This window comes from Serratia sp. CY82433 (genome assembly GCF_052166535.1).
In the GTDB taxonomy this organism is placed as follows: Bacteria; Pseudomonadota; Gammaproteobacteria; order Enterobacterales; family Enterobacteriaceae; genus Serratia; species Serratia sarumanii.
In genome coordinates, this window is sequence record NZ_JBJNOR010000001.1 from 157,972 (window position 1) to 181,623 (window position 23,652).

Annotated in this window: 22 protein-coding genes and 1 other RNA gene; 18 read left to right on the plus strand and 5 right to left on the minus strand. The window is 59.3% G+C overall.

Annotated features, from left to right (window positions below; all coding sequences use genetic code 11):
* Positions 1-33: 33 nt before the first annotated feature.
* The 6 genes from clpX to ACJ8PI_RS00835 all read left to right on the plus strand — a co-directional run bounded on the left by clpX (position 34) and on the right by ACJ8PI_RS00835 (position 7,492).
* Entirely contained in the window at positions 34-1,305 is a 1,272-nt protein-coding gene (gene clpX / locus ACJ8PI_RS00810) for an ATP-dependent protease ATP-binding subunit ClpX (protein WP_004940354.1), read from the plus strand.
* A 194-nt stretch (positions 1,306-1,499) separates the two neighbouring features.
* Positions 1,500-3,854: an endopeptidase La gene (lon, locus tag ACJ8PI_RS00815; protein WP_033653263.1), complete on the plus strand. Its 2,355-nt coding sequence runs from the start codon at positions 1,500-1,502 to the stop codon at positions 3,852-3,854.
* Between the two features lie 216 nt (positions 3,855-4,070).
* Positions 4,071-4,343 (plus strand): nucleoid-associated protein HU-beta, encoded by a 273-nt coding sequence (hupB, locus tag ACJ8PI_RS00820; RefSeq protein WP_004940351.1) that lies wholly within the window; start codon positions 4,071-4,073, stop codon positions 4,341-4,343.
* A 178-nt stretch (positions 4,344-4,521) separates the two neighbouring features.
* The gene (gene ppiD, locus ACJ8PI_RS00825) at positions 4,522-6,405 is read left to right on the plus strand and encodes a peptidylprolyl isomerase (RefSeq protein WP_049213807.1); all 1,884 of its coding nucleotides are present in this window, start codon (positions 4,522-4,524) and stop codon (positions 6,403-6,405) included.
* 138 nt (positions 6,406-6,543) lie between these two features.
* Positions 6,544-6,924 (plus strand): ComEA family DNA-binding protein, encoded by a 381-nt coding sequence (locus tag ACJ8PI_RS00830; protein WP_039566993.1) that lies wholly within the window; start codon positions 6,544-6,546, stop codon positions 6,922-6,924.
* 154 nt (positions 6,925-7,078) lie between these two features.
* Positions 7,079-7,492, plus strand: a complete 414-nt coding sequence (locus ACJ8PI_RS00835) for an acyl-CoA thioesterase (protein WP_033637318.1) — start codon at positions 7,079-7,081, stop codon at positions 7,490-7,492.
* Positions 7,493-7,534: 42 nt separating this feature from the next.
* On the opposite strand, the gene queC is transcribed toward ACJ8PI_RS00835, so the two are convergent.
* Both queC and ACJ8PI_RS00845 read right to left on the minus strand, forming a co-directional pair.
* Positions 7,535-8,233 carry a 7-cyano-7-deazaguanine synthase QueC gene (gene queC / locus ACJ8PI_RS00840; protein ID WP_049213808.1) on the minus strand — a complete coding sequence of 233 codons (699 nt, stop codon included), beginning with the start codon at positions 8,231-8,233 and terminating at the stop codon, positions 7,535-7,537.
* A 114-nt stretch (positions 8,234-8,347) separates the two neighbouring features.
* Positions 8,348-10,063, minus strand: a complete 1,716-nt coding sequence (locus ACJ8PI_RS00845; RefSeq protein WP_039566991.1) for an SgrR family transcriptional regulator — start codon at positions 10,061-10,063, stop codon at positions 8,348-8,350.
* A gap of 104 nt (positions 10,064-10,167) precedes the next feature.
* Here ACJ8PI_RS00845 and cof point away from each other — a divergent pair, with 104 nt between their 5' ends.
* Positions 10,168-10,992 carry an HMP-PP phosphatase gene (gene cof / locus ACJ8PI_RS00850; RefSeq protein WP_049213809.1) on the plus strand — a complete coding sequence of 275 codons (825 nt, stop codon included), beginning with the start codon at positions 10,168-10,170 and terminating at the stop codon, positions 10,990-10,992.
* A gap of 60 nt (positions 10,993-11,052) precedes the next feature.
* Here cof and ACJ8PI_RS00855 read toward each other — a convergent pair whose 3' ends face one another.
* Positions 11,053-12,093 (minus strand): PLP-dependent cysteine synthase family protein, encoded by a 1,041-nt coding sequence (locus ACJ8PI_RS00855; RefSeq protein ID WP_015376851.1) that lies wholly within the window; start codon positions 12,091-12,093, stop codon positions 11,053-11,055.
* A 122-nt stretch (positions 12,094-12,215) separates the two neighbouring features.
* Here ACJ8PI_RS00855 and ACJ8PI_RS00860 point away from each other — a divergent pair, with 122 nt between their 5' ends.
* The 5 genes from ACJ8PI_RS00860 (at position 12,216) to amtB (ending at position 18,255) form a co-directional block, all read left to right on the plus strand.
* Positions 12,216-12,677, plus strand: coding sequence for an Lrp/AsnC family transcriptional regulator (locus tag ACJ8PI_RS00860; protein ID WP_004940330.1), 462 nt, complete (start codon positions 12,216-12,218; stop codon positions 12,675-12,677).
* Between the two features lie 92 nt (positions 12,678-12,769).
* Positions 12,770-14,545, plus strand: a complete 1,776-nt coding sequence (gene smdA / locus ACJ8PI_RS00865; protein WP_164134443.1) for a multidrug efflux ABC transporter permease/ATP-binding subunit SmdA — start codon at positions 12,770-12,772, stop codon at positions 14,543-14,545.
* A complete protein-coding gene (gene smdB, locus ACJ8PI_RS00870; protein ID WP_039566989.1) occupies positions 14,538-16,316 on the plus strand; it encodes a multidrug efflux ABC transporter permease/ATP-binding subunit SmdB in 1,779 nt (592 codons plus the stop codon). The genes smdA and smdB overlap by 8 nt, the downstream gene beginning before the upstream one ends.
* A gap of 278 nt (positions 16,317-16,594) precedes the next feature.
* On the plus strand, positions 16,595-16,933 hold the full coding sequence (gene glnK / locus ACJ8PI_RS00875) for a P-II family nitrogen regulator (protein WP_004940327.1): 339 nt from the start codon (positions 16,595-16,597) through the stop codon (positions 16,931-16,933).
* 35 nt (positions 16,934-16,968) lie between these two features.
* Entirely contained in the window at positions 16,969-18,255 is a 1,287-nt protein-coding gene (gene amtB / locus ACJ8PI_RS00880) for an ammonium transporter AmtB (protein WP_004940322.1), read from the plus strand.
* Between the two features lie 90 nt (positions 18,256-18,345).
* Here amtB and tesB read toward each other — a convergent pair whose 3' ends face one another.
* Positions 18,346-19,209 carry an acyl-CoA thioesterase II gene (gene tesB, locus ACJ8PI_RS00885; protein WP_004940320.1) on the minus strand — a complete coding sequence of 288 codons (864 nt, stop codon included), beginning with the start codon at positions 19,207-19,209 and terminating at the stop codon, positions 18,346-18,348.
* Positions 19,210-19,440: 231 nt separating this feature from the next.
* Here tesB and ACJ8PI_RS00890 point away from each other — a divergent pair, with 231 nt between their 5' ends.
* Entirely contained in the window at positions 19,441-19,932 is a 492-nt protein-coding gene (locus ACJ8PI_RS00890) for a YbaY family lipoprotein (protein ID WP_049196364.1), read from the plus strand.
* A 64-nt stretch (positions 19,933-19,996) separates the two neighbouring features.
* On the opposite strand, the gene ACJ8PI_RS00895 is transcribed toward ACJ8PI_RS00890, so the two are convergent.
* Positions 19,997-20,311 (minus strand): MGMT family protein, encoded by a 315-nt coding sequence (locus ACJ8PI_RS00895; protein ID WP_033647296.1) that lies wholly within the window; start codon positions 20,309-20,311, stop codon positions 19,997-19,999.
* Between the two features lie 156 nt (positions 20,312-20,467).
* On the opposite strand from ACJ8PI_RS00895, the gene ffs reads away from it, so the two are divergent.
* The 5 genes from ffs (at position 20,468) to ACJ8PI_RS00920 (ending at position 23,627) form a co-directional block, all read left to right on the plus strand.
* Positions 20,468-20,564: signal recognition particle sRNA small type (gene ffs, locus ACJ8PI_RS00900), an RNA gene on the plus strand.
* Positions 20,565-20,932: 368 nt separating this feature from the next.
* A complete protein-coding gene (locus ACJ8PI_RS00905) occupies positions 20,933-21,730 on the plus strand; it encodes a winged helix-turn-helix domain-containing protein (RefSeq protein WP_033637326.1) in 798 nt (265 codons plus the stop codon).
* Positions 21,715-22,209 carry a FidL-like protein gene (locus ACJ8PI_RS00910; RefSeq protein ID WP_033637327.1) on the plus strand — a complete coding sequence of 165 codons (495 nt, stop codon included), beginning with the start codon at positions 21,715-21,717 and terminating at the stop codon, positions 22,207-22,209. The genes ACJ8PI_RS00905 and ACJ8PI_RS00910 overlap by 16 nt, the downstream gene beginning before the upstream one ends.
* Positions 22,210-22,607: 398 nt before the next feature.
* Positions 22,608-23,093 (plus strand): winged helix-turn-helix domain-containing protein, encoded by a 486-nt coding sequence (locus tag ACJ8PI_RS00915; protein ID WP_033637328.1) that lies wholly within the window; start codon positions 22,608-22,610, stop codon positions 23,091-23,093.
* 30 nt (positions 23,094-23,123) lie between these two features.
* Positions 23,124-23,627, plus strand: a complete 504-nt coding sequence (locus ACJ8PI_RS00920; RefSeq protein ID WP_033653256.1) for a type II secretion system protein N — start codon at positions 23,124-23,126, stop codon at positions 23,625-23,627.
* Positions 23,628-23,652 lie beyond the last annotated feature (25 nt).

The window sequence follows — 23,652 nt, forward strand, 5'->3', positions numbered from 1 at the left end:
CTGCGGGACAAGACTAAAGAAGAGGTTTGACTGATGACAGATAAGCGCAAAGACGGTTCAGGAAAGCTGCTGTACTGCTCTTTTTGCGGCAAAAGCCAGCATGAAGTGCGTAAGCTGATTGCCGGGCCGTCAGTGTATATCTGCGATGAATGTGTCGATCTGTGTAACGACATTATTCGCGAAGAGATTAAAGAAGTTGCCCCGCATCGTGAGCGCAGTGCGCTGCCGACGCCGCACGAGATCCGCCACCACCTGGATGACTACGTCATCGGCCAGGAGCAGGCGAAGAAAGTGCTGGCGGTTGCGGTATACAACCACTACAAACGCCTGCGCAACGGCGATACCAGCAACGGTATCGAGTTGGGCAAGAGCAACATCTTGCTGATCGGCCCGACCGGCAGCGGCAAAACCCTGCTGGCGGAAACGCTGGCGCGCTTCCTGGACGTGCCGTTCACCATGGCCGACGCCACCACGCTGACCGAAGCCGGTTACGTGGGCGAGGACGTGGAAAATATTATCCAGAAGCTGTTGCAAAAATGTGACTATGACGTGCAGAAAGCGCAGCGCGGCATCGTTTATATCGATGAAATCGATAAGATTTCCCGCAAGTCCGACAACCCGTCGATCACGCGCGACGTCTCGGGTGAGGGCGTGCAGCAGGCGCTGCTGAAGCTGATTGAAGGCACCATCGCCGCGGTTCCGCCGCAGGGTGGGCGCAAGCATCCGCAACAGGAGTTCCTGCAGGTCGATACCTCCAAGATCCTGTTTATCTGCGGCGGTGCATTCGCCGGCCTGGATAAGGTGATCGGCCAGCGCGTCAACACCGGCTCCGGCATCGGCTTCGGCGCGACCGTCAAGGGCGAGTCCGAAAAGGCGACCGAAGGCGAACTGCTGCTGCAGGCCGAACCGGAAGATTTGATCAAGTTCGGCCTGATCCCTGAGTTCATCGGCCGTCTGCCGGTGGTGGCGACCCTGAGCGAGCTGAGCGAAGACGCGCTGATTCAGATCCTGAAAGAGCCGAAGAACGCCCTGACCAAGCAGTATCAGGCGCTGTTCAACCTGGAAGGCGTGGAGCTGGAGTTCCGCGACGAAGCGTTGAACGCCATCGCCAAGAAAGCCATGGCGCGCAAGACCGGCGCCCGCGGCCTGCGTTCCATCGTGGAAGGCGCGCTGCTCGACACCATGTACGATCTGCCGTCGATGGACAGCGTAGACAAAGTGGTGATCGACGAGTCGGTCATCGCCGGCCAATCCAAACCGCTGCTGATTTACGGCAAGCCGGAAGCTCAGGCGTCTGGCGAATAATTAGCCAGTCAAACCAGGGCGTTATCAGCAAAATGGGGGATTTTATCCCCCATTTCTTTTTCCTGCATTCTTGCCGTTGAATGTAAGAGATTCATCCCCATATACTCGTTAACCAGATTTTATGAAACGTTAGATGCTTGCGTCTCATGAGATTCCCCCTCAACCTGGCGGAAATTAAACTAAGAGAGAGCTCTATGAACCCTGAGCGTTCCGAACGCATTGAAATCCCCGTTCTGCCATTGCGCGACGTGGTGGTTTATCCGCACATGGTGATCCCGTTATTTGTTGGCCGGGAAAAATCGATTCGGTGCCTCGAAGCCGCAATGGATCACGATAAGAAGATCATGCTGGTGGCACAGAAAGAGGCCTCAACGGATGAACCTGGCATTAACGACTTGTTCTCGGTTGGCACCGTAGCGTCGATCCTGCAGATGCTGAAGCTGCCGGACGGCACGGTAAAAGTGCTGGTCGAGGGGCTGCAGCGCGCGCGCATCACCACGCTGTCCGACAGCGGTGAGCATTTCGCCGCGCAGGCGGAATACCTTGAGTCGCCGTCGATCGACGAGCGCGAGCAGGAAGTGCTGGTGCGCACCGCGATCAATCAGTTTGAAGGCTATATCAAGCTGAACAAAAAAATCCCGCCGGAGGTGCTGACTTCACTGAACAGCATCGACGACGCCGCGCGCCTGGCGGACACCATCGCCGCCCACATGCCGCTGAAACTCAGCGACAAGCAGTCGGTGCTCGAGATGTCCGACATCACCGAGCGCCTGGAATACCTGATGGCGATGATGGAATCGGAGATCGACCTGCTGCAGGTCGAGAAACGCATCCGCAACCGCGTCAAGAAGCAGATGGAGAAGAGCCAGCGCGAGTACTATCTGAATGAGCAGATGAAGGCGATTCAGAAAGAACTGGGCGAGATGGACGACGCGCCGGACGAGCACGAAGCGCTGAAGCGCAAGATCGATGCGGCGAAAATGCCGAAAGAGGCGCGCGAGAAAACCGAAGCGGAACTGCAAAAGCTGAAGATGATGTCGCCGATGTCGGCGGAAGCGACCGTGGTGCGCGGCTACATCGACTGGATGCTGCAGGTGCCGTGGAATGCGCGCAGCAAGGTGAAAAAAGACCTGAACAAGGCGCAGGAAGTGCTCGATACCGATCACTACGGCCTGGAGCGCGTCAAGGATCGCATTCTCGAGTACCTCGCGGTGCAGAGCCGCGTCAGCAAAATCAAGGGGCCGATCCTGTGTCTGGTGGGGCCGCCGGGCGTGGGTAAAACCTCGCTGGGGCAGTCGATCGCCAAAGCGACCGGCCGCCAGTACGTGCGCATGGCGCTGGGCGGCGTGCGTGACGAAGCGGAAATCCGCGGCCACCGTCGTACCTACATCGGTTCGATGCCGGGCAAACTGATCCAGAAGATGGCCAAGGTCGGGGTGAAGAACCCGCTGTTCCTGCTGGATGAGATCGACAAGATGTCTTCCGACATGCGCGGCGATCCGGCCTCCGCTCTGCTGGAGGTGCTGGATCCGGAACAGAACGTGGCGTTCAACGACCACTACCTGGAAGTGGATTACGATCTGTCCGACGTGATGTTCGTCGCCACCTCGAACTCGATGAACATTCCTGCGCCGCTGCTGGACCGTATGGAAGTGATCCGCCTGTCGGGTTACACCGAGGACGAGAAGCTCAACATCGCCAAGCAGCACCTGCTGCCGAAGCAGCTTGAGCGCAACGCGCTGAAAAAAGGCGAGCTGACGGTCGACGACAGCGCCATCATCGGCATCATTCGCTTCTACACCCGCGAAGCCGGGGTGCGCAGCCTGGAGCGTGAAATCTCCAAGCTGTGCCGTAAAGCGGTGAAAACGCTGCTGATGGACAAGAAGCTCAAGCATCTCGAGATCAACGGCGACAACCTGAAGGATTACCTGGGCGTGCAGCGCGTCGATTACGGCCGTGCGGATACCGAAAACCGCGTGGGCGAAGTCACCGGGCTGGCGTGGACGGAAGTGGGCGGCGATCTGCTGACCATCGAAACCGCCTGCGTGCCGGGCAAAGGCAAGCTGACCTACACCGGTTCCCTGGGTGAAGTGATGCAGGAATCGATTCAGGCGGCGCTGACCGTGGTGCGCGCGCGCGCGGAGAAATTGGGCATCAACGCCGATTTCTACGAGAAACGCGACATCCACGTGCACGTGCCGGAAGGGGCGACGCCGAAAGACGGCCCGAGCGCCGGTATCGCGATGTGCACCGCGCTGGTCTCCTGCCTGACCGGCAACCCGGTACGCGCCGATGTGGCGATGACCGGGGAGATCACGCTGCGCGGCCAGGTGTTGCCGATCGGCGGCCTGAAAGAGAAGCTGTTGGCGGCGCATCGCGGCGGTATCAAAACCGTGCTGATCCCTTACGAGAACAAGCGCGATCTGGAAGAGATTCCGGACAATGTTATCGCCGATCTGGAGATTCATCCGGTGCAGCGAATCGATGAAGTTTTGAACATTGCGTTGCAAAACCCGGCCTTCGGTGCACTGCCGGTAGCGGCAAAATAGTGACGAATCGCAAAAACCATTGATAAAACTTATACTGGCAAGCCATTTCGGACTTGCCAGTATTTTTTTGTACCGCTAAGTTAGATCTCTGTCGGCCCGCGTTTTGCCACGCAGTCGGTGGCTTGCCAAGGTTCGATGGGATTGATATAACAGCTGCGCTGTCGCAACCGTAGGGATTTTTCGGTGCGACGATAGAATTCTAGAGGGGATGATAGAGTGAATAAGTCACAACTGATCGACAAGATTGCCGCAGGTGCTGATATTTCCAAAGCGGCAGCGGGACGTGCTTTAGACGCAGTAATCGCTTCCGTTACCGACTCTCTGAAAGCAGGGGATGACGTGGCTCTGGTAGGTTTCGGTTCCTTCACCGTGCGTGAACGTTCGGCTCGTACCGGCCGCAACCCGCAGACCGGTAAAGAGATCAAAATCGCGGCAGCCAAAGTACCGGCCTTCCGTGCAGGGAAAGCGCTGAAAGACGCTGTAAACTGATTTAGCGTCTAACCGTTTAGCGTAACAGGGTTTTGTAATAAACAATCACCTGACGCAGCGGTGCTGGTAAGGTAAGATACAAGGCGCATCGGACTGATGCGCTTTTTTTATTTTTGTCGCAGGGAACGCGCCTGCACAAGGGTTGTTAATCCACATCACAGCGGAGTGTTGTCACACTATGATGGACAATTTACGCGCGGCTGCTAATCACGTCGTGCTCAAAATCATCCTGGCCCTGATCATCCTGTCATTCGTTCTGACCGGGGTGGGTAACTACCTGATCGGCGGCTCCGGCGATTATGCTGCGAAAGTAAATGGTCAGACGATCGAGCGCGCTCAGCTGGAACAGGCTTTCCAAAGCGAGCGTAGCCGCATGCAGCAGCAGCTGGGTGACCAGTTCTCCGCGCTGGCCGGCAACGAAGGCTATATGCAGCAGATGCGCCGTCAGGTGTTGTCCCAGTTGATCGACAACATGCTGCTCGACCAGTACGCCAAGAAGCTGGGCCTGGCGGTCAGCGACGATCAGATCAAGGACGCCATCCGCAAGGCGCCTTACTTCCAGACCAACGGCCAGTTCGATAACGCCAAATACCTCGACCTGATCGGCCGCATGGGCTACACCGCCGACAACTTCGCGCAGTCGATGCGCCAGCAGTTGGTCAATCAGCAGGTGATCCAGGCCTTCGGCGATTCCGGCTTCGTGCTGCCGTCTGAATCGCAAGCCATGGCGGCGTTGGTGCTGCAGGAGCGCGACGTGCGCCTGGCGACCATCGATTTGAAAGCGCTGCAGGCGAAACAGAGCGCCGGCGACGACGAACTGAAGGCGTATTACGATCAGAACAAGAACAGCTTCATCGCACCTGAGCAGGTGAAGGTGAGCTATATCCCGCTGGACGCTGCGTCCATGCAGGACAAGGTGAAAGTGAGTGAAGAAGACATCGGCGCTTACTACGACCAGCACAAGAGCAGCTACGGCCAGCCGGAGCGTAAAAACTACAGCGTGATCCAGCTGAAAACCGAGGCGGAAGCCAACGCGGCGCTGGACGAGCTGAAGAAGGGCGCCGATTTCGCCACGCTGGCGAAAGAGAAATCCACCGATATCATCTCACGCCGCACCGGCGGCGAGCTGGGTTGGCTGGAGCCGGAAACCACCGCCGACGAGTTGAAGCAGGCTAACCTGACCGAGAAAGGGCAGCTGTCCGGCGTGGTGAAGTCTTCCGTCGGCTACCTGATCGTGCGTTTGAACGATATCGAACCTGAGAAAGTGAAGCCGCTGAGCGAAGTGCATGACGCCATCGCCAAGCAGGTGCAGCAGGAGAAAGCGGTAGACGCGTATTACGCGCTGCAGCAGAAGGTGAGCGAAGCGGCGACCAGCGACAACGAATCTCTGGCCTCGGCTGAAGAAGCGGCCGGCGTGAAAGCGGCGCAAAGCGACTGGTTCACCCGTGACAACATTCCTGCCGCGCTGAACTTCAAGCCGGTGGTGCAGGCGATCTTCGACGGCTCGCTGATCGGCGAGAACGGCGCGCCGGGCAGCAACTCCGACGTGATCACCGTAGACGGCGACCGCGCCTTCGTGGTGCGCGTGAGCGGCCACAAGCCGGAAGGCATCGAACCGTTCGACCAGGTGAAAGACCGCGTGGCGGAACTGGTGAAGCGCAACAAGGCGCTGCAGGCAGCGAAACTGCAGGGCGAGAAGCTGCTGGTTGAGCTGAAGCAGGGCAAGGGCGACGAGGCGATGAAAGCCGCCGGCCTGAGCTTTGGCGCCGTGCAGAAGATGGCGCGCGCGCCGGAAGACAGCCAGCTGGTAGAGAGCGTGTTCGCGCTGCCGCACCCGCAGGACGGTAAACCGGTATACGGCATGTCGCAGGATCGTCAGGACAACGTGGTGCTGATCGCGCTCGATGCGGTGAAGCCAGGCACGTTGCCGGAAGACGAAATGAAAACCTTCGTTGGCAAGATGGAAGAGGGCGCGACCGGCGTCTCCTTCGATTCGCTGCTGGCGAGCCTGCGTAAAGAAGCCGAGATCAAAATGGGTGCCGCTGAGCAACAGCCTCAGTAATCGCCGCATTTTTCTGCAACGCAGTGCAACAAACAAAGGCCGCTTTCGCGGCCTTTTCCACATCTGATATCCGCCGATTGCTGAATATCCGCCGCCGCGGCAAGGTAACCGTGCTGTCACACACAAGGAGGATACAGCATGCAACATTCAGAGAAAAAAGCGTTTTTCGGTTACCGTCGTCACGTTAACGCCGCGCTGACCGCGCTGTTGTTATGCCTGGCTGGGCCGGGCGCCGCGGCGGAAAAAACCGAGGCGCCGGCGCCCATGCTCTCAACGCCGACGAGCAATGGCGGGCAACAGACGATGACCAGGGTGGCCGAAGAAACGGCGGTCAGCATCAATCAGGCTACCGCCGAACAGCTGGCCGCCGCCTTGAGCGGCGTCGGCCTGAAGAAGGCGGAAGGCATCGTGCGCTACCGCGAGCAGAATGGGCCATTCACCCAGGTTGAGCAGTTGCAGGAGGTGCCGGGCATCGGGCCGGCGCTGTTTGAGAAGAACCGCGCCCGGCTGAAAATGTGATCCCGGTCGCGGCTGCGTGGCAAAATGCCGCTGAGGCCGAAACTCCTCTGCTACATTTTACAGGTCTTACCAGTTTGGCGCGTTGACCAAACGGGCGAGGGAGCCAGCGCGGCTCCCTCTTTCTGTAATCACCAGGCAGGAGCGATCGTTCCCTATGCAAACCTTTATCAAAGTTCGCGGTTATCATCTTGATGTTTACCAGCACGTTAACAATGCTCGCTATCTGGAGTTTCTGGAAGAGGCGCGTTGGGAGTGGCTGGAGAACGAGGCCGGGTTCCGCTGGATGACGGAAAACAACATCGCTTTCATCGTGGTGAACATCAATATCAATTACCGCAGCCCGGCGGTATTGGGGGATAAGCTGCGTATCGACAGCCAGATGGTGCAGCTCAACGGCAAGAGCGGCGTGCTGAGCCAAAAGGTGACGCAGGATCCGGCGGGGACGCCGGTGGCCGACGCGCTGCTGACTTTCGTGTGCGTCGATCTGAAAACGCAGCGTGCGCTGCCGCTCGAGGGGGAACTGCGTGCGCATCTGGAGGCGCTTGTGCCGCAGGAAAACTCACGGTAAACAGGGGGAGAACGGGCGGCAGAAGCTGCCGCCGTCACTGCCTCAGGCCAGACCGGCCTTTTGTTTCAACGCGGCCATCACTTCCGCCTGATTGGCGCGATACTGCGTCAGGCCATTGGCGCGCAGGTTGCAGGCGGCGCACTCGCCGCAGCCGTCACCCTTGATGCCGTTGTAGCAGGTCAGCGTATCCTGGCGCACGCGATCCAGCTGGTGGTAATAGTCCGCCAGCGCCCAGGTCTCGGCCTTGTTCAGCCACATCAGCGGCGTTTCGAAGCGGATATCGCGGGCGATGCCCAGCGTCACCGCCTTGTTCAACGCTTTAACGAACTCGTCGCGGCAGTCGGGGTAGCCGGAGAAATCGGTTTCACACACGCCGGTGATCACCGCTTCCGCTTCCACCTGGTAGGCGTAGATCGCCGCCAGCGTCAGGAACAGGATGTTGCGGCCCGGCACGAAGGTGCTCGGCAGCGCATTTTTCTGATTGGGGTCGTAGGCGGGAACCGGGATATTGTCGCGCGTCAGGCTGCTGACGGCCAGCTCGTTGAGCAGCGTTACGTCCAGCACCTTGTGCGCCTTGGCGCCGAGGGCCACCGACAGCTCCTGAGCCACTTCAATCTCGGCGCGATGGCGCTGGCCGTAATCGAACGTGACGCACTGAACTTCGTCATACTGTTGCAATGCCTGGATCAAGCAGGTCGTGGAGTCTTGTCCACCGCTGAAAACGACAACCGCGCGCTTCATAAAATCACCTTTTTGGGCTTTGGCCTCTCCCGATACACATTCGGGCGGCAGGATAAAATTGCGTTGCGGCGACAATAGTAGCAGAAAGGGCCGCCAGGCGCAGGGCGGTTCGGCTCAGGCCGGGGCGTCGTCCACCGGCGGCGGCAGCCACGCCTGGCAAAAATCGAACCAGCCGTGGGCGGTCAGCGTTACGCCATGCATGCGCGGCGGCGCGCTGATCTGATACTGGTAGTGAAACAGCGGCGTGATGATGGCGGCGGCCATCAGCCGTTGATAATAAGCCTGCAGTTGTGCGAAGCGCGGTTGCTGCGCCTGCAGCTGCTGGATCTGCCGCAGCGTGTCCTGTTGCTGTTGCCAGCGGCTTTCCGTCAGGATGCCGCGCCACAGCGTATCCTGCCGCAGCCAGCTCTCCAGCGTCGCCTCCGGCGCTTCGCCGATCAGGTTGTCCGCCAGCAGCAGGTCGGCCTGGGCGATCTGTTCCTCGCTTTGCCAGCGCTTGCCGGCGTAGTAGCGCACTTCCAGCTCGCAGCCGTGCTGCGCCAGCAGCCGCTGTAGCGCGGCCGTCACCGTTTCCAGCTCGACCGGCGGCCGATACAGCAGCGTCAGCCGGGCGGGCAGGGCGACGTCCTCTTCGACCTGTTGGCGGGGGATGCGCCAGCCGGGCAGCATTTCATGGCTGGGGGTGATCACGCTGTTGGGGATCGGCAGATGGCTCAGCAGGCCGGACTGCTGGATCAGCATCAGCAGTTTTTGCCCCTGGGCTTCGCTCAGCACGCCGTGGCGCAGGTTCAGCGCCAAATAACACCAGCCCAGGCTCATGCTGCGCTGCACCGGCCGGGCCTGCGCCAAATCGTCTTGTTGACCGATGGTGATGCGCACCGGGTGCTGGCAGCTGGTGTAGGGGGCGGCGGTGGGCAGATCGGGGGTGATCCAGTATTCGATGGTGTCCAGATACGGATGCTGCAGGTGGTAACCGGCGTGCTGTTCCAGCCGCACCAGCTGCGGTTCATTCAGCGTCAGCTTGAACGGGCCGGCGCCGATGGCCGGCAGCTCCGGGTGGGTCATCAGGCAAGGTAGTTCCGCCAGCCGGTGGGCCAGCCAGTAATCCGGCAGATGCAGATCGAACTGAACGCACAGCGGATGCGGCAGGCTGATGCGCGCGACGTTGGCCAGGCTCGGTTGGCTGCGCGGGTGGTGTTGCAATTTTTCCAGCGTTTGCAGCAGCTGGTGGCCGGTCAACGGTTCGCCGTTGTGCCAGCGCAGCTGGCTGCGCAGAAAGAAGCGCCAGCGCAGGCCGCGATCGCTAATCTGCCAATGGTGCGCCAGATCGGGCTGCGGTTCCGGGTTACCGGTCATCAGGCGCGTCAGCCCGGCGTGCAGGGTCGACACCAGGTGTTGCTCGGCGCGGCCGGTCAGCGTGAGCGGGTCGAGCGCTTCCAGCGTGCGGTAATAGGGAATGCGCAGCGTCGGGCTGCCGGCCTGCCATTGCCCGCCGAGGTGCGGGCTGAGCAGATCCTGCAGGTGCTGCGGATCGAGCTGCGCCATCTCCAGCGCCCCCTGATGGTTGCCCTGTTGCAGCAGCTGTTGCAACAGCTGCGCGCGTAGCTCATCCGGGGTTTTCAGGCAATGCAGGCGAGCGCGTTTGCCGCGGCCGGGCTGCGAATGCCAGCTCAGCCAGCCCTGATCCTGCAGCTGTTGCACCAGCGTGCGGGCGTGCCGCTCGCTGCAGTAGAACATCGCCGCCAGCTCGCCGATGGTCACGGCGACCGGCGCGCTGCCGAGCTGATGGTACAGGCGTTGATATTGGCTGAGGCGGTGAACCAGGCGCATGGGCAGAAATCCGGAACGGTTTTCTAAAATTGTTCACTATTACTTCCGCAAATACCATCCCATACTGCACGGATTGTAATCGCGTTCACATTCAAGAGGTCTTTATGTATCGCCTGGCAGCTTTCGATATGGACGGCACGCTGTTGATGCCGGATCACCGGGTTGGCCCGGAAACGCTGGCGGTGCTGAACCAGCTGGTGGAGCGGGAGATGGTGGTGACGTTCGCCACCGGGCGGCACTACCTCGACGCGCAACCGATCATGGCGCAGCTGGGGCTGCAGGGCTACCTGATCACCGGCAACGGCACGCGGGTGTATGACAACCGCGGCCAACAGCTGCACGCTACCGATCTGCCGGCGGCGGTCGCCGAAGAGGTTTTGCATCATCATTGGCGCACCCGCGCCAGCATGCACGTGTTCCGCGACGAAGGCTGGCTGACCGAGTTTCCCGTGCCGGAAGAGATGCTGCGGGCGCACCACCTGAGCGGCTTTCGTTTTCAGCTGGCCGACGTGCGCCGTCTGCCGGCGTGCGGCAACAGCAAGGTGTGCTTTGTCGCGCCGCATGAGGAGCTGCTGGCGTTGCAGGTGCAGCTGCGGGCGCAGCTGGGTGACGAGGCAGACCTGTGCTTTTCCGCCTACGATTGCCTGGAGGTGCTGCCGCTCGGTTGCAATAAGGGCACGGCGCTGGACCGGCTGAGCCGCCATCTGGGGCTGACGATGGCCGACTGCATGGCGTTCGGCGACGCGATGAACGACAAAGAGATGCTGGGGGCGGTGGGGCACGGCGTGGTGATGGGCAACGCCCTGCCGCAGCTGAAATCCCTGCTGCCGCAGCTACCGGTTATCGGCCATTGCCAGCAGCAGGCGGTGGCCCACTATTTACAACATTGGCTGCGTTCACCTTGCCTCACCTATTCCCCCGAAGAATGAGGTTCTCCTTACAGCCGGCCGGGTATGACTACCCGGCTTTTTTTTATCCGCAGCCTGGCGTTACAAATCCGCCAGCTGCGCCAGATACGGCTGCAGATCGCCGATGTTGTTGCTGACCCATTCCGGGTTGTAATAGGTATCCAGATAACGCTCGCCGCTGTCGCACAGCAGGGTGACGATCGACCCTTGCTCGCCGTTTTCCCGCATCTGTTTCGCCAATTGCAGCGCCCCCCAGACGTTGGTGCCGGTGGAAGCACCAACCTTGCGGCCGAGCACGCCTTCCAGCCAGTGAATGGTGGCGACGCTGGCGGCATCCGGCACCCGCAGCATGTTGTCGACCACCGACGGGATGAACGACGGCTCGGCGCGCGGGCGGCCGATGCCTTCAATGCGGCTGCCGCAGCTGCCGATCAGGGTGCGATCGCCGTGGTGGAAGCAGTCATAGAACACCGAATTTTCCGGATCGACCACCGTCAATTGCGTATCGTGCCCCTGATAGCGGATGTAGCGCCCCAGCGTGGCGGAGGTGCCGCCGGTGCCGGCGCTCATCACGATGTGTTTCGGCACCGGGAAGGGTTCGCGCGCCATCTGGCGGAAGATGCTGTCGGCGATATTGTTGTTGCCGCGCCAGTCGGTGGCGCGCTCGGCGTAGGTGAACTGATCCATATAGTGGCCGTTCAGCTCTTTCGCCAGCTGTTCGGAGGCGGCGTAGATCTGGGCGGCGTGATCGACGAAGTGACAGCGGCCGCCGTAAAAGGCGATCTGTTCCACCTTGCGGCGCGCGGTGCAGGACGGCATCACCGCGATGAACGGCAGGCCGATCAGACGGGCGAAGTAGGCTTCGGATACCGCGGTGCTGCCCGAAGAGGCCTCGATGATGGTGGTGTTTTCGGTGATCCAGCCGTTGCACAGGCCATAAAGGAACAGCGAGCGCGCCAGACGGTGTTTCAGGCTGCCGGTCGGGTGGGTGCTCTCATCTTTCAGATACAGGCAGATGCCGGGAAACGCCGGCAGGTTCAGGCGAATCAGGTGCGTATCGGCGGAGCGCTGAAAATCCGCTTCTATTTCACCGATAGCATATTTTACCCAAGAGTTTGTCATGATTTGGCCTCAGAATAGGGGGCTGGTTTATGGCGTAGCATAGCCTGTCGGCAGGAAAAAAGGATTGCCATTTTCCCTGTTTAATCGCCTAATGAGAGAAAATTTTTCTCCTGGTGGCCGCTATGTTAGATAAAACAGACCGTAAGCTGCTGTGCATGCTGCAGCAAGATTGCACCCAGTCGCTGCAGGCGCTGGCCGATGCGGTCAATTTGACCTCGACGCCGTGCTGGAAACGGCTGAAGCGCCTGGAAGACGAGGGCTATATCCGCGGCCGGGTGGCGCTGCTGGATAACGAAAAGCTCGGCCTGGGGCTGACGGCGTTTGTGCTGATCAAGACCCAGCAGCACAGCAGCGAGTGGTATCAGGCGTTTGTGCAGTTGACCAGCCAGATGCCCGAGGTGCTGGCGTTCTACCGCATGGCGGGGGAGTACGATTACCTGATGCAGGTCGAAGTGGCGGACATGAAAAGCTACGACGGCTTTTATAAGCGCCTGGTGAACGGCGTGCCGGGCCTCATCGACGTCACCTCGAGCTTTGCCATGGAAAAAATCAAATACACCACTGCATTGCCGGTGCCGGAGTGAAAAGTTCACCGGACGGGCGGCTCAACGGTGGTATCCTGCTCCGCTGAAGCAGAAAAAGAGACAAATCCCATAAAATCCTGGAATCAAACTGCGTGAGATTATTTGCTCAAATCGGCTGGTACTTCCGCCGGGAGTGGCGCCGCTACCTCGGGGCGGTGGTGCTGCTGATCGTCATCGCCATCCTGCAACTGTTGCCGCCTAAGCTGGTCGGCATCATCGTGGACGGCGTCACCGAAAAACAAATGTCTACCGGCGTGCTGATGGCCTGGCTCGGGCTGATGATCGGCACCGCGATCGTCGTTTACCTGCTGCGCTATGTGTGGCGGGTATTGCTGTTCGGCGCGTCCTACCAGCTGGCGGTCGAGCTGCGCGAGAACTTTTACCGCCAGCTCAGCCGGCAAAACCCGGCGTTCTACCTGCGCCACCGCACCGGCGATCTGATGGCGCGCGCCACCAACGACGTGGACCGCGTGGTGTTCGCCGCCGGCGAAGGCGTGCTGACGCTGGTGGATTCGCTGGTGATGGGGTTGGTGGTGCTGGTGGTGATGAGCACCCAAATCAGCTGGCAACTGACGGTGCTGGCGTTGATCCCGATGCCGCTGATGGCGATCGCCATCAAATATTACGGCGACCAACTGCACCAGCGCTTTAAATCGGCGCAGGCGGCGTTTTCCAGCCTGAACGATCAGGCGCAGGAAAGCATGACCAGCATCCGCATGATCAAGGCCTTTGGGCTGGAAGATCACCAATCCAACCGCTTTGCCGACGTCGCGGCGCAGACCGGCGCCAAGAACATGCACGTGGCGCGGGTGGATGCGCGCTTCGATCCGACCATTTATATCGCCATCGGCGCCTCTAACCTGCTGGCCATCGGCGGCGGCAGCTGGATGGTGGTGAACGGGGCGCTGACGCTCGGGCAGCTGACCAGCTTTGTGATGTACCTCGGCCTGATGATCTGGCCAATGCTGGCGCTGGCCTGGATGTTCAACATCGTCGAGCGCGGCAGCGCGGCCTACAGCCGCATCCGCAGCCTGCTCGACGAGGCGCCGGCGGTGCAGGACGGCCCGCAGGCGCTGCCGGCCGGGCGCGGCGTGCTGGACGTGGATATCCGCGCGTTCCACTACCCGGAAAACCCGCACCCGGCGCTGCATGATGTGGAGCTGACGCTGAAACCGGGGCAAATGTTGGGGCTGTGCGGGCCGACCGGCGCCGGCAAATCGACGCTGCTGTCGCTGATCCAGCGCCAGTTCGACGTCGATCAAGGGCAGATCCGCTATCACGGCCTGCCGCTGCCGCAGGTCAAACTCGACGACTGGCGTTCGCGGCTGTCGGTGGTGAGCCAAACGCCGTTCCTGTTCTCCGATACCGTGGCGAACAACATCGCGCTGGGCCATCCGGGGGCGACGCAGGCGCAGATCGAACAAGCGGCGCGGTTGGCCAGCGTCCATGAGGACATTCTGCGGTTGCCGCAGGGCTATGACACCGAGGTGGGCGAACGCGGCGTGATGCTGTCGGGCGGGCAGAAACAGCGAATCTCCATTGCGCGCGCGCTGCTGCTGGATGCGGAGATCCTGATCCTCGACGACGCGCTGTCGGCGGTGGACGGCCGCACCGAACACCAGATCCTGCACAACCTGCGCAGCTGGGGGCAAGATCGCACGGTGATCATCAGCGCGCACCGGCTGTCGGCGTTGACCGAAGCCGGCGAGATCCTGGTGATGCAGCACGGTGGCGTGGCGCAGCGCGGCGATCATGCAGCGCTGGCGGCGCAGCCGGGCTGGTATCGCGATATGTACCGTTATCAGCAGCTGGAAGCGGCGCTGGACGAAGCGCCGGAAAACGGCGAGGAGGCGTTGGCCGATGAATAAAGTGCAAAAGCTGTGGCCGACGCTGAAGCGGCTGCTGGCCTACGGCTCGCCGTACCGCAAACCGCTGGGACTGGCGGTGCTGATGCTGTGGATCGCGGCGGCGGCGGAAGTCGCCGGGCCGATCCTGGTGAGCTATTTCATCGATAACTACGTCGCCAAAGGGCAGCTGCCGCTGACGATCGTCGGCGGGCTGGCGGCGGCTTACATTCTGCTGGAGCTGCTGGCGGCAGCGCTGCACTACTTCCAGGCGCTGCTGTTCAACCAGGCTGCGGTGGGCGTGGTGCAGCGGCTGCGCACCGACGTGATGGACGCCGCGCTGCGCCAGCCGCTCAGCGCCTTCGACACGCAGCCGGTCGGGCAATTGATCTCGCGCGTTACCAACGACACCGAGGTGATCAAGGATCTGTACGTGATGGTGGTTTCCACGGTGCTGAAAAGCGCCGCGCTGATCGGCGCCATGCTGGTGGCGATGTTCAGCCTCGACTGGCGCATGGCGCTGGTGGCGGTCTGCATCTTCCCGGCGGTGTTCGTGGTGATGGGCATCTATCAATACTACAGCACGCCGATCGTGCGCCGGGTGCGCAGCTATCTGGCGGACATCAACGACGGTTTCAACGAAGTGATCAACGGCATGGGCGTGATTCAGCAGTTCCGCCAGCAGGTGCGCTTCGGCGAGCGCATGAGCGCCGCCAGCCAGTCGCACTATCTTGCACGCATGCAGACCCTGCGGCTCGACGGTTTTCTGCTGCGGCCGCTGCTCAGCCTGTTTTCGGCGCTGGTGCTGTGCGGCCTGCTGATGCTGTTCGGCTTCAGCGGCGAAGGCGTGATTGGCGTCGGCGTGCTCTACGCCTTCATCAATTACCTGGGGCGCCTGAACGAACCGCTGATCGAGCTGACTTCGCAGCAGTCGATCCTGCAGCAGGCGGTGGTGGCCGGCGAACGCATCTTCGAGCTGATGGATCGCAGCCAGCAGAGTTACGGCGCCGACGATCGTCCGTTGGCCGGTGGCCGCATCGACATCACCGATCTGAGCTTCGCCTACCGCGCGGACAAAAAGGTGCTGCAGCACATTTCGCTGGCGGTGCCGTCGCGCGGCTTCGTGGCGCTGGTCGGGCATACCGGCAGCGGCAAGAGCACCTTGGCCAACCTGCTGATGGGCTATTACCCGGTCAGCGAAGGGGAAGTGCGCCTCGATGGCCGCCCGATCTCCAGCCTGTCGCACCGCACGCTGCGCCAGGGCGTGGCGATGGTGCAGCAGGATCCGGTGGTGATCGCCGATTCGGTGCTGGCCAACGTCACGCTGGGGCGCAACATCGAGGAAGACGCCGTGTGGCGGGCGCTGGAAACGGTGCAGCTGGCGGATCTGGTGCGCGGCTTCCCGCAGGGCATTCACACCCGGCTGGGAGAGCAGGGCAATAACCTGTCGGTCGGGCAGAAACAGCTGCTGGCGATGGCGCGAGTATTGGTGCAGGCGCCGCAGATCCTGATCCTCGACGAGGCGACCGCCAATATCGACTCGGGCACCGAACAGGCGATCCAGCGCGCGCTGCGTGCGATCCGCGAGCACACCACGCTGGTGGTGATCGCCCACCGATTGTCGACCATCGTCGATGCCGACTCCATTCTGGTGCTGCATCGCGGCCAGGCGGTGGAGCAGGGCAATCATCAGCAGCTGCTGGCGCAGCAGGGGCGCTACTACCAGATGTACCAGCTGCAGCTGGCGGGCGAGCAGTTGGCGGAAGCGGTGCGCGAGGAGAGCCAACCCGCCTGAACATGGGCCGCGATCGCGGCCCTTGTTTCTTTCCAACGCACCACAAGCAGGCACCCCGCCAGAGCTATGCCCCCTTTCTGCACTCTTTCGACGCGATGCGCACCAAATCAGTGCGCATTATTTAACCCATTCAAGGTATCGGTGCGGCGCTGCGTCGCGGGGGCGCCCGCGCGCCCGCTAATCCGCTGAATCGCCATGAAAAATTAAATTTGGCACAGCCCTTGCTACACAAGAGGCGTACCAGGGGTGAGTTTGGGCTTAATTCGTGGAGGGGCAATATGAAGCTGGTGACCGTGGTAATCAAACCGTTCAAGCTGGAGGACGTGCGCGAGGCCCTGTCCTCCGTGGGCATTCAGGGGTTGACCGTAACCGAAGTGAAGGGCTTTGGCCGCCAGAAGGGGCACGCCGAGCTGTATCGCGGCGCTGAATATAACGTCAACTTCCTGCCCAAGGTCAAAATCGACATCGCCATCGCCGACGATCAGTTGGATGAAGTGGTTGATGTAATTAGCAAAGCCGCCTACACCGGCAAAATCGGCGACGGCAAAATTTTCGTTGCCGAGTTGCAACGCGTGATCCGCATTCGCACCGGCGAAACCGACGAATCGGCACTGTAACCGCGAACTCAGTTAAGTGATGGGGATGATTGATAATGAAAAGACTGTTATCCATGTTGGGCCTGAGTTCGGTAACCCTGGTTCCTTCTTTGGCCCTGGCCGCTCCGGCGGTCGCTGATAAGGCCGACAACGCCTTTATGATGATCTGCACCGCGTTGGTGCTGTTCATGACGCTGCCCGGCATCGCGCTGTTTTACGGCGGCCTGCTGCGCGGCAAAAACGTGCTGTCGATGCTGACGCAGGTCACCGTCACCTTCGCGCTGGTTTGCGTGCTGTGGGTGCTGTATGGCTACAGCCTGGCGTTCAGCGAGGGCAATGCGGTGTTCGGCGGGTTCGAGACGGCGATGCTGAAAGGCATCGGTATCGACAGCGTCACCGGCAGCATCAGCCAGATGATCCACGTCGCCTTCCAGGCCTCCTTCGCCTGTATCACCGTGGCGCTGGTGGTGGGCGGCTTCGCCGAACGCATTCGCTTCTCGGCGGTGCTGATCTTCGCGATCCTGTGGTTCACGTTGTCTTACCTGCCGATCGCGCACATGGTGTGGGGCGGCGGCTACCTGGCCGCCGACGGCGCATTGGACTTCGCCGGCGGCACCGTGGTGCACATCAACGCCGCCAGCGCCGGGTTGATCGGCGCCTACCTGATCGGCAAGCGCGCCGGCTTCGGTAAAGAGGCCTTCAAACCGCACAACCTGCCGATGGTGTTTACCGGGGCGTCGATCCTGTATATCGGCTGGTTCGGCTTTAACGCCGGCTCCGCCAGCGCGGCCAACGGCATTGCGGCCCTGGCATTCCTCAACACCGTGGTTGCCACCGCGGGCGCCATTCTCTCCTGGACCTTCGCCGAATGGGTGCTGCGTGGCAAGCCTTCGCTGCTGGGCGCCTGCTCCGGCATGATCGCCGGGTTGGTTGCGGTGACGCCGGCGGCGGGCACCGTGGGCGTGGGCGGGGCGTTGATCATCGGCCTGGTGGGCGGCGTCGCCGGTCTGTGGGGCGTCGTAACGCTGAAAAAATGGCTGAAAGTGGACGACACCTGCGACGTATTCGGCGTGCACGGGGTGTGCGGCATCGTCGGCTGCCTGCTGACGGGCGTGTTCACCGCCTCTTCACTGGGCGGCACCGGCTACGCCGAAGGCGTGACGATGGGCCACCAGGTCTGGATCCAGCTGGTGAGCGTGCTGATCACGCTGGTGTGGTCGAGCGTCGCCGCCTTTATCGCCTTCAAGATCGCGGGCGCCATGGTGGGGCTGAGAGTGCCGGAAGAGCAGGAACGCGAGGGGCTGGATGTCAACAGCCACGGCGAGAGCGCCTACAACCAATAAGACTCGAAGCAGGGCAGTGCGCTAAAGACTAAAATAATGATGAAGCCAAAAGGGGCGATGGAAACATCGCCCCTTTCTTTATATTGCGGATCAGGCGTCGCGCTGGCGAATCACCCCTTCCTGCACGGTGGTGGCGACCAGTACGCCGTCGCGGGTGTAGATCTGGCCGCGCACAAAGCCCCGTGCGCCGGAGGCGGAGGAGCTCTCCACCGCGTACAGCAGCCAGTCATCCATGCGGAACGGACGGTGGAACCACATCGAGTGGTCAATGGTGGCCACCTGCATGCCCGGCTCGAGGAAGCCGACGCCGTGCGGCTGCAGCGCCGTCGGCAGGAAGTTAAAGTCCGACGCGTAGCCCAGCAGATATTGGTGGATGCGCTGATCGTCCGGCATGCTGCCGTTGGCGCGGAACCACACGTAGCGATGCGGTTCTTCCACGCTGCCTTTCAGCGGGTTATGGAATTTCACCGGGCGCATTTCGATCGGCTTCTGGCCGATAAATTTTTCGCGCACTTTTTCCGGCAGCATATGCGCCAGTTTCTGGGCGATCTCTGACTCGGACAGCAGCCCTTCCGGCGGCGGCACGTCCGGCATCAGGTTCTGATGCTCGAAACCCGCTTCCGGGCTCTGGAAGGAAGCGGTCATATAGAAGATAGGTTTGCCGTGCTGGATGGCGCTGACGCGGCGCGCGCTGAAACTGTTGCCGTCGCGCAGGGTTTCCACGTCGTAAACGATAGGCTTGCTGCTGTCGCCTGGGCGTAGGAAGTAACTGTGGAACGAATGCACGCTGCGTTCGTCCGGCACCGTCTGTTTGGCTGCGTACAGCGCCTGGCCGACCACTTGCCCGCCGAACACCTGGCGCAGCCCCAGATCTTCACTCTGGCCGCGGAACAGCCCTTCTTCGATTTTCTCCAGATCCAGCAGATCGAGGAGGTTTTGCAATGCCTGGCTCATAAAGTTATTACCTTTCTAATAATCATTTTGCGCAGTGTGCGGAATATCACGGCGCGGCGTCAACATTTTGCGTTAAAGGGGCGATGAGAATGCTCTTAATCGTGGACGCCTTGGGTTGTTTAAGTGATTAATAGGCAGGGTAAAGTGGATTTATCAGTGTTTTGTGCTAGGTTTAATAGGTGAGGTGGTGAAAGCCACCAACATGTTGATAATAAAAAAGGAGACCGATCCATGAAACTCTGGCAAATCGTAGGCGGTGCCGCGGCACTGACGATCACGCTGGCGGGATGCGCGCAAAAGAGTGCTGATGTGCCTACCCAGGCGGCCGGTAACCCGGCGGCTGCGCAAACGCAGATTCAGGGCCCGGTGGTGACAGGTTCGGTTAATATACGTCAGCGCATTGCGCTGCCGCCGGACGCCGTACTGACGGTCACCCTCTCTGATGCCTCGCTGGCAGATGCGCCGTCCAAAGTGATTGCACAGCGCGCGGTACGTACTGAAGGGCAGCAGGCGCCATTCAGCTTTACGCTGCCGTACAACCCGTCCGACATCCAACCGAATGCGCGTATCATTCTGAGCGCGGCGGTGACGGTCAACGGGCGACTGATGTTTATTACCGACACCATCCAGGAAGTGGTTAACCGCAACGGCACCCGTGCCGATCTGCTGCTGGTTCCGGTTCAGGGTGTGCCGATTCAGGCTGCGCCAACCGCCATGCAGTAAGCTTACTGCGGTACAGCAAGATGAAATCAGCAGCCTTTGCGCTTCGGCCAAAGGCTGTTTTGTTTTACCAGCGCCAGCCGTAGCGATCGAAATCGACCGTGCTGTGCGGGCCGAAAATAATCCCCTCCGCCAGCAATGCCTGCCGTTGCCGTTGAAAATCCTCCCCCTGCTGCGAGATCTGTCCGTGCCGGTTGATCACCCGGTGCCAGGGCAGCGTGCTGCCTTCCGGCAAACGCCGCAGCACGCCCCCGACCTGACGCGCGGCGCGCGGCGAGCCGGCCAGCCGGGCGACTTCGCCGTAGGTGGTGACTTTGCCGAACGGGATGGCGGCCACGATATGGAAAACCCGCTGGCTGAAAGAGGCGTCTTCTGGTTGCATATTGCTGTTCCTGCGTGACTCAAAACCCAGGCGAAGAGTGTGCCACAGCGCAGGTGGGTAAGAAAACAGCGGTTAACCCCGGTTGGCTTGCTATTTGATGGGGCATCGCCGATAATGCCCACCGCTTCGGAGTACAGAAGCCGTCAATGGGGGCCCTGTTGGTTCTCCCGCAACACTAACTTGTGAACTCGGTCAGGTCCGGAAGGAAGCAGCCGCAGCAGGTGACGTGTGTGCCGGGATGTAGCTGGCAGGGTCCCCACCCATTTTGCGGCCCGCAAAATGCTTATCCCCGTTATTCCTCATGTCGACAAGCTGCGCAAGCGTCATTTCGCACGCCGCGAGCGTGAATCTTTTCCTCTGCGCCGTTTTTGCCCTTCTCCTCCCGTGACCAAATGTATTGTTGCCAACAGATCCGATGACGGTGAAAAAATAGCGTTTATATCGTTATTTGTGGGACAAATAATGACGCAGGGATAGGGAAAATTCTTAAAGTTGCACGCCTGTTGGGATGGCGTTAGTATGGTTTATTCTCGTTGCGAAAAAACTATCCGCGCTTCGCGGCGGTCGACGAACTGGCTGAATAAGTTTAAATAATAACCCGTGTGCGCTGTCAGGCTGAACATGATTTATATCATTGATAAAGATATTACATTTAACACTGAAAACGGTTCATTGAAGAGTATAAAGAAGGGACGGGAAGTTTTCTTATCCAGCGTCAATTCGAGAGTATTCAAATGCTTGCTCGAGCATGGCCACGAGGCGGTAAGCCGGGAAACGCTGTTGCAACAGGTTTGGAGCGATCACGGCTTGAGCGCTTCTTCCGCGACGTTAAATCAATATATCAGCCTGACCCGGCGGGCCTTGACGTCTGTTGGTTTCAACGAGCGCCTGATCGTTACCCTCTCTAAAAAGGGGTATAGACTCAATAGAATAATATCGATAGAGCGGCTGCGGATTGATTTGCCTGAGCCTCCCCATGCCGCGGACGTTCCCGCTACATCGCCCGCATCCGCCGCGGCGTCAAAAAATACCCACCATTATTTTTTTATTCTGCTGCGCAGCTTATCGATCGTCGTGCCATTATCTTTTCTGGCGCTGTGCTTCATCTATTACAAACATCATCGCGACAGTGAAAAGAAGCAGGTATTGTCTTACGTCGGTACGGTGAACGGCTGCCCGATCTACTATGCCGGCCATTTTTTGGAGAATCATCAGGACGACTATTTGCAGTTCTTGATCCGTAAGGATCTTTATGGCCAGCGTTGCCGCCCCGGTGAGATTATCATCACCAAGGTTAACCGTTCTCATAATGCCAGTGAAGACAGCGGACGCCAGTTTATCGCCAAATGCACGAAGGACAGTGCGGCCGTTTTGCATAATTGTGAGAGCGAGTACATCCGGGCATGGAAAAAAAGTTAAATATCTTGTCAGCCACGCTGGTCGGCCTGTGTGTGTTGACCGGCAGCGTGGTGTATTCCCTGGTGCGCAGCCATCATGGCTTCGGCGATTTGTCCTGCGAAGCGAACGCCACGTTTAATTATTTCAATTCGCTGGACGCGCAGGCGGCGCACGATGATATCCAGCTGTCGCTAAAAATAAACTACATCTTTTTGTCCGGCGATAAGGGCGTGATGATGCTGTCGGGCCTGGCCAACGATGGCGAAGAGAAGTATTTCGTCAACCGACGGGTTAACTTCAGCTACGTCTCGCAAGGCAGTTTTTATCGCTTCCACTATGGCGAGGTGAATTATTCGCCGCGTGATACCTTGCCGGACGAGGTGTATACTTACTTTTTCAGCACTGAATCGACGTTTTATCATATTCGCAGCGTGGATAAGAATACGTTGATGTTTAGCGATGCCTACTCGCCGATGTTTTTATGCAATATTGAATCCTGATGTGCATGTTATTTTATATGGGTTAAGGTGTATTCTGGTTACCTTTTATATCCTCGTGTCCTGCCTTTTTCGCACGCAGCTAATAACATGGGTTATTATGCGTGAATGCCTATTTTTTCATTGTTAATCAAATTTAATGGTGATTTAGCTATTTTATAAAAACGGCTATCATTATGTTTTTAAATGATTTAATGAATCTAAGGCGATGCGGTGTAGCCATATTAATTTTATATTGTTTATATTAAAGAAATAAGTTGCATGAATGTTTTTCGCATGATTAATTGAGGCCGCTCTTGAAACGGCGAACTATTAATTTTCATTGAAAATGCATCTCGCCGCATGCGTGCAAAGGTGATGGCACAAGAGCCTTTGGACTTCATTAAACTGATAGGCGAGAGATGGACATACATAACATTGCCCTGAACGAGACTCTGTTGGAAAATGAGTTGGTGATATTAAACAACAATGAAAAAACGCTGTTGTTTAAAAAAGAGAATGTGCTCATTGAAATGACCGAATTACAGCGGCGCTTCATGCTGTGCCTGTTGAGCGGTATTTATAAGAAGAACGACATTATTCGCGCGGTCTGGTTTTGCAATCATGAGACCATCAGCGACAACAATTATTATCAAATGATATTCCAATGCCGTTCTTTGCTCTCACGCCACGGTATTCCCGGCGAGGTGATCAAGACCATTCCCCGATTTGGCGTGATGCTGAGCTTTCAGGCCTGCGAGCGCGCGGCCGCTAATTTGCAGGGGGACTGCCCGTCGCCATCGGCTAATAAGCGCCGGCGAACGTGGTTGGACGCCGTGAATTATAAAGTGGCCCTGATCATCACGCTGCTGTTTTCTGTCGCGATGGTGGTCGGTATTTCCGCTTAGCGTTGACACCGTTGAATAACCGGGGGGCACGTGAGCAAGCGGTTGACAGACCTTCTTATTCTACTTTTCTGCCTGATAAATCTGGCATTCATGCTCCAGCTGGGATGGCGAATGGTGGCCGGGGATGGCGCGCCCGTTGAGCCCAGCCGTGAAAACGCGCGCGGGCCGGTGCGTCATAGTGTCTTTCCTCAGGAAGATGACATCGGAAAAATTAATGACGCGCACTGGTTTGGCCGCTATCAAGCGGCGAAAAACGGCGAAAAGGCGCACGGGTATAAAGTCGGCGAATGGGCGATCGGTGCCGAGCTGCTGGCTAACGCGCCGGAAGCCGCAGCGCTCGGCAAGATAGCCGGCCTGCTGTTCAGCGACAACGCCAAAAAAAGCCTGGTCATCGTCGAGCATGGCGGCAAGCAAACCGGTTATGGCGTTGGCGACCGTCTGGCCGGCAGCAATGCCGTTATCGTGCGGATAGTGAAAAATAAAATACTGCTCGATGAAAACGGCTATTACGCCACGCTGACGTTTAAAGAGTAGCCGGCGCGCCGTTTCGGCGCGGGGT

Excerpts from the sequence above, each read along its gene's own strand:
- clpX (WP_004940354.1), top strand. The coding sequence starts at position 34 with ATGACAGATAAGCGCAAAGACGGTTCAGGAAAGCTGCTGTACTGCTCT.
- lon (WP_033653263.1), top strand. The coding sequence starts at position 1,500 with ATGAACCCTGAGCGTTCCGAACGCATTGAAATCCCCGTTCTGCCATTG.
- ppiD (WP_049213807.1), top strand. The coding sequence starts at position 4,522 with ATGATGGACAATTTACGCGCGGCTGCTAATCACGTCGTGCTCAAAATC.
- ACJ8PI_RS00830 (WP_039566993.1), top strand. The coding sequence starts at position 6,544 with ATGCAACATTCAGAGAAAAAAGCGTTTTTCGGTTACCGTCGTCACGTT.
- ACJ8PI_RS00835 (WP_033637318.1), top strand. The coding sequence starts at position 7,079 with ATGCAAACCTTTATCAAAGTTCGCGGTTATCATCTTGATGTTTACCAG.
- queC (WP_049213808.1), bottom strand. The coding sequence starts at position 8,233 with ATGAAGCGCGCGGTTGTCGTTTTCAGCGGTGGACAAGACTCCACGACC.
- ACJ8PI_RS00845 (WP_039566991.1), bottom strand. The coding sequence starts at position 10,063 with ATGCGCCTGGTTCACCGCCTCAGCCAATATCAACGCCTGTACCATCAG.
- cof (WP_049213809.1), top strand. The coding sequence starts at position 10,168 with ATGTATCGCCTGGCAGCTTTCGATATGGACGGCACGCTGTTGATGCCG.
- ACJ8PI_RS00855 (WP_015376851.1), bottom strand. The coding sequence starts at position 12,093 with ATGACAAACTCTTGGGTAAAATATGCTATCGGTGAAATAGAAGCGGAT.
- ACJ8PI_RS00860 (WP_004940330.1), top strand. The coding sequence starts at position 12,216 with ATGTTAGATAAAACAGACCGTAAGCTGCTGTGCATGCTGCAGCAAGAT.
- smdB (WP_039566989.1), top strand. The coding sequence starts at position 14,538 with ATGAATAAAGTGCAAAAGCTGTGGCCGACGCTGAAGCGGCTGCTGGCC.
- glnK (WP_004940327.1), top strand. The coding sequence starts at position 16,595 with ATGAAGCTGGTGACCGTGGTAATCAAACCGTTCAAGCTGGAGGACGTG.
- amtB (WP_004940322.1), top strand. The coding sequence starts at position 16,969 with ATGAAAAGACTGTTATCCATGTTGGGCCTGAGTTCGGTAACCCTGGTT.
- tesB (WP_004940320.1), bottom strand. The coding sequence starts at position 19,209 with ATGAGCCAGGCATTGCAAAACCTCCTCGATCTGCTGGATCTGGAGAAA.
- ACJ8PI_RS00890 (WP_049196364.1), top strand. The coding sequence starts at position 19,441 with ATGAAACTCTGGCAAATCGTAGGCGGTGCCGCGGCACTGACGATCACG.
- ACJ8PI_RS00895 (WP_033647296.1), bottom strand. The coding sequence starts at position 20,311 with ATGCAACCAGAAGACGCCTCTTTCAGCCAGCGGGTTTTCCATATCGTG.
- ACJ8PI_RS00905 (WP_033637326.1), top strand. The coding sequence starts at position 20,933 with ATGATTTATATCATTGATAAAGATATTACATTTAACACTGAAAACGGT.
- ACJ8PI_RS00910 (WP_033637327.1), top strand. The coding sequence starts at position 21,715 with ATGGAAAAAAAGTTAAATATCTTGTCAGCCACGCTGGTCGGCCTGTGT.
- ACJ8PI_RS00915 (WP_033637328.1), top strand. The coding sequence starts at position 22,608 with ATGGACATACATAACATTGCCCTGAACGAGACTCTGTTGGAAAATGAG.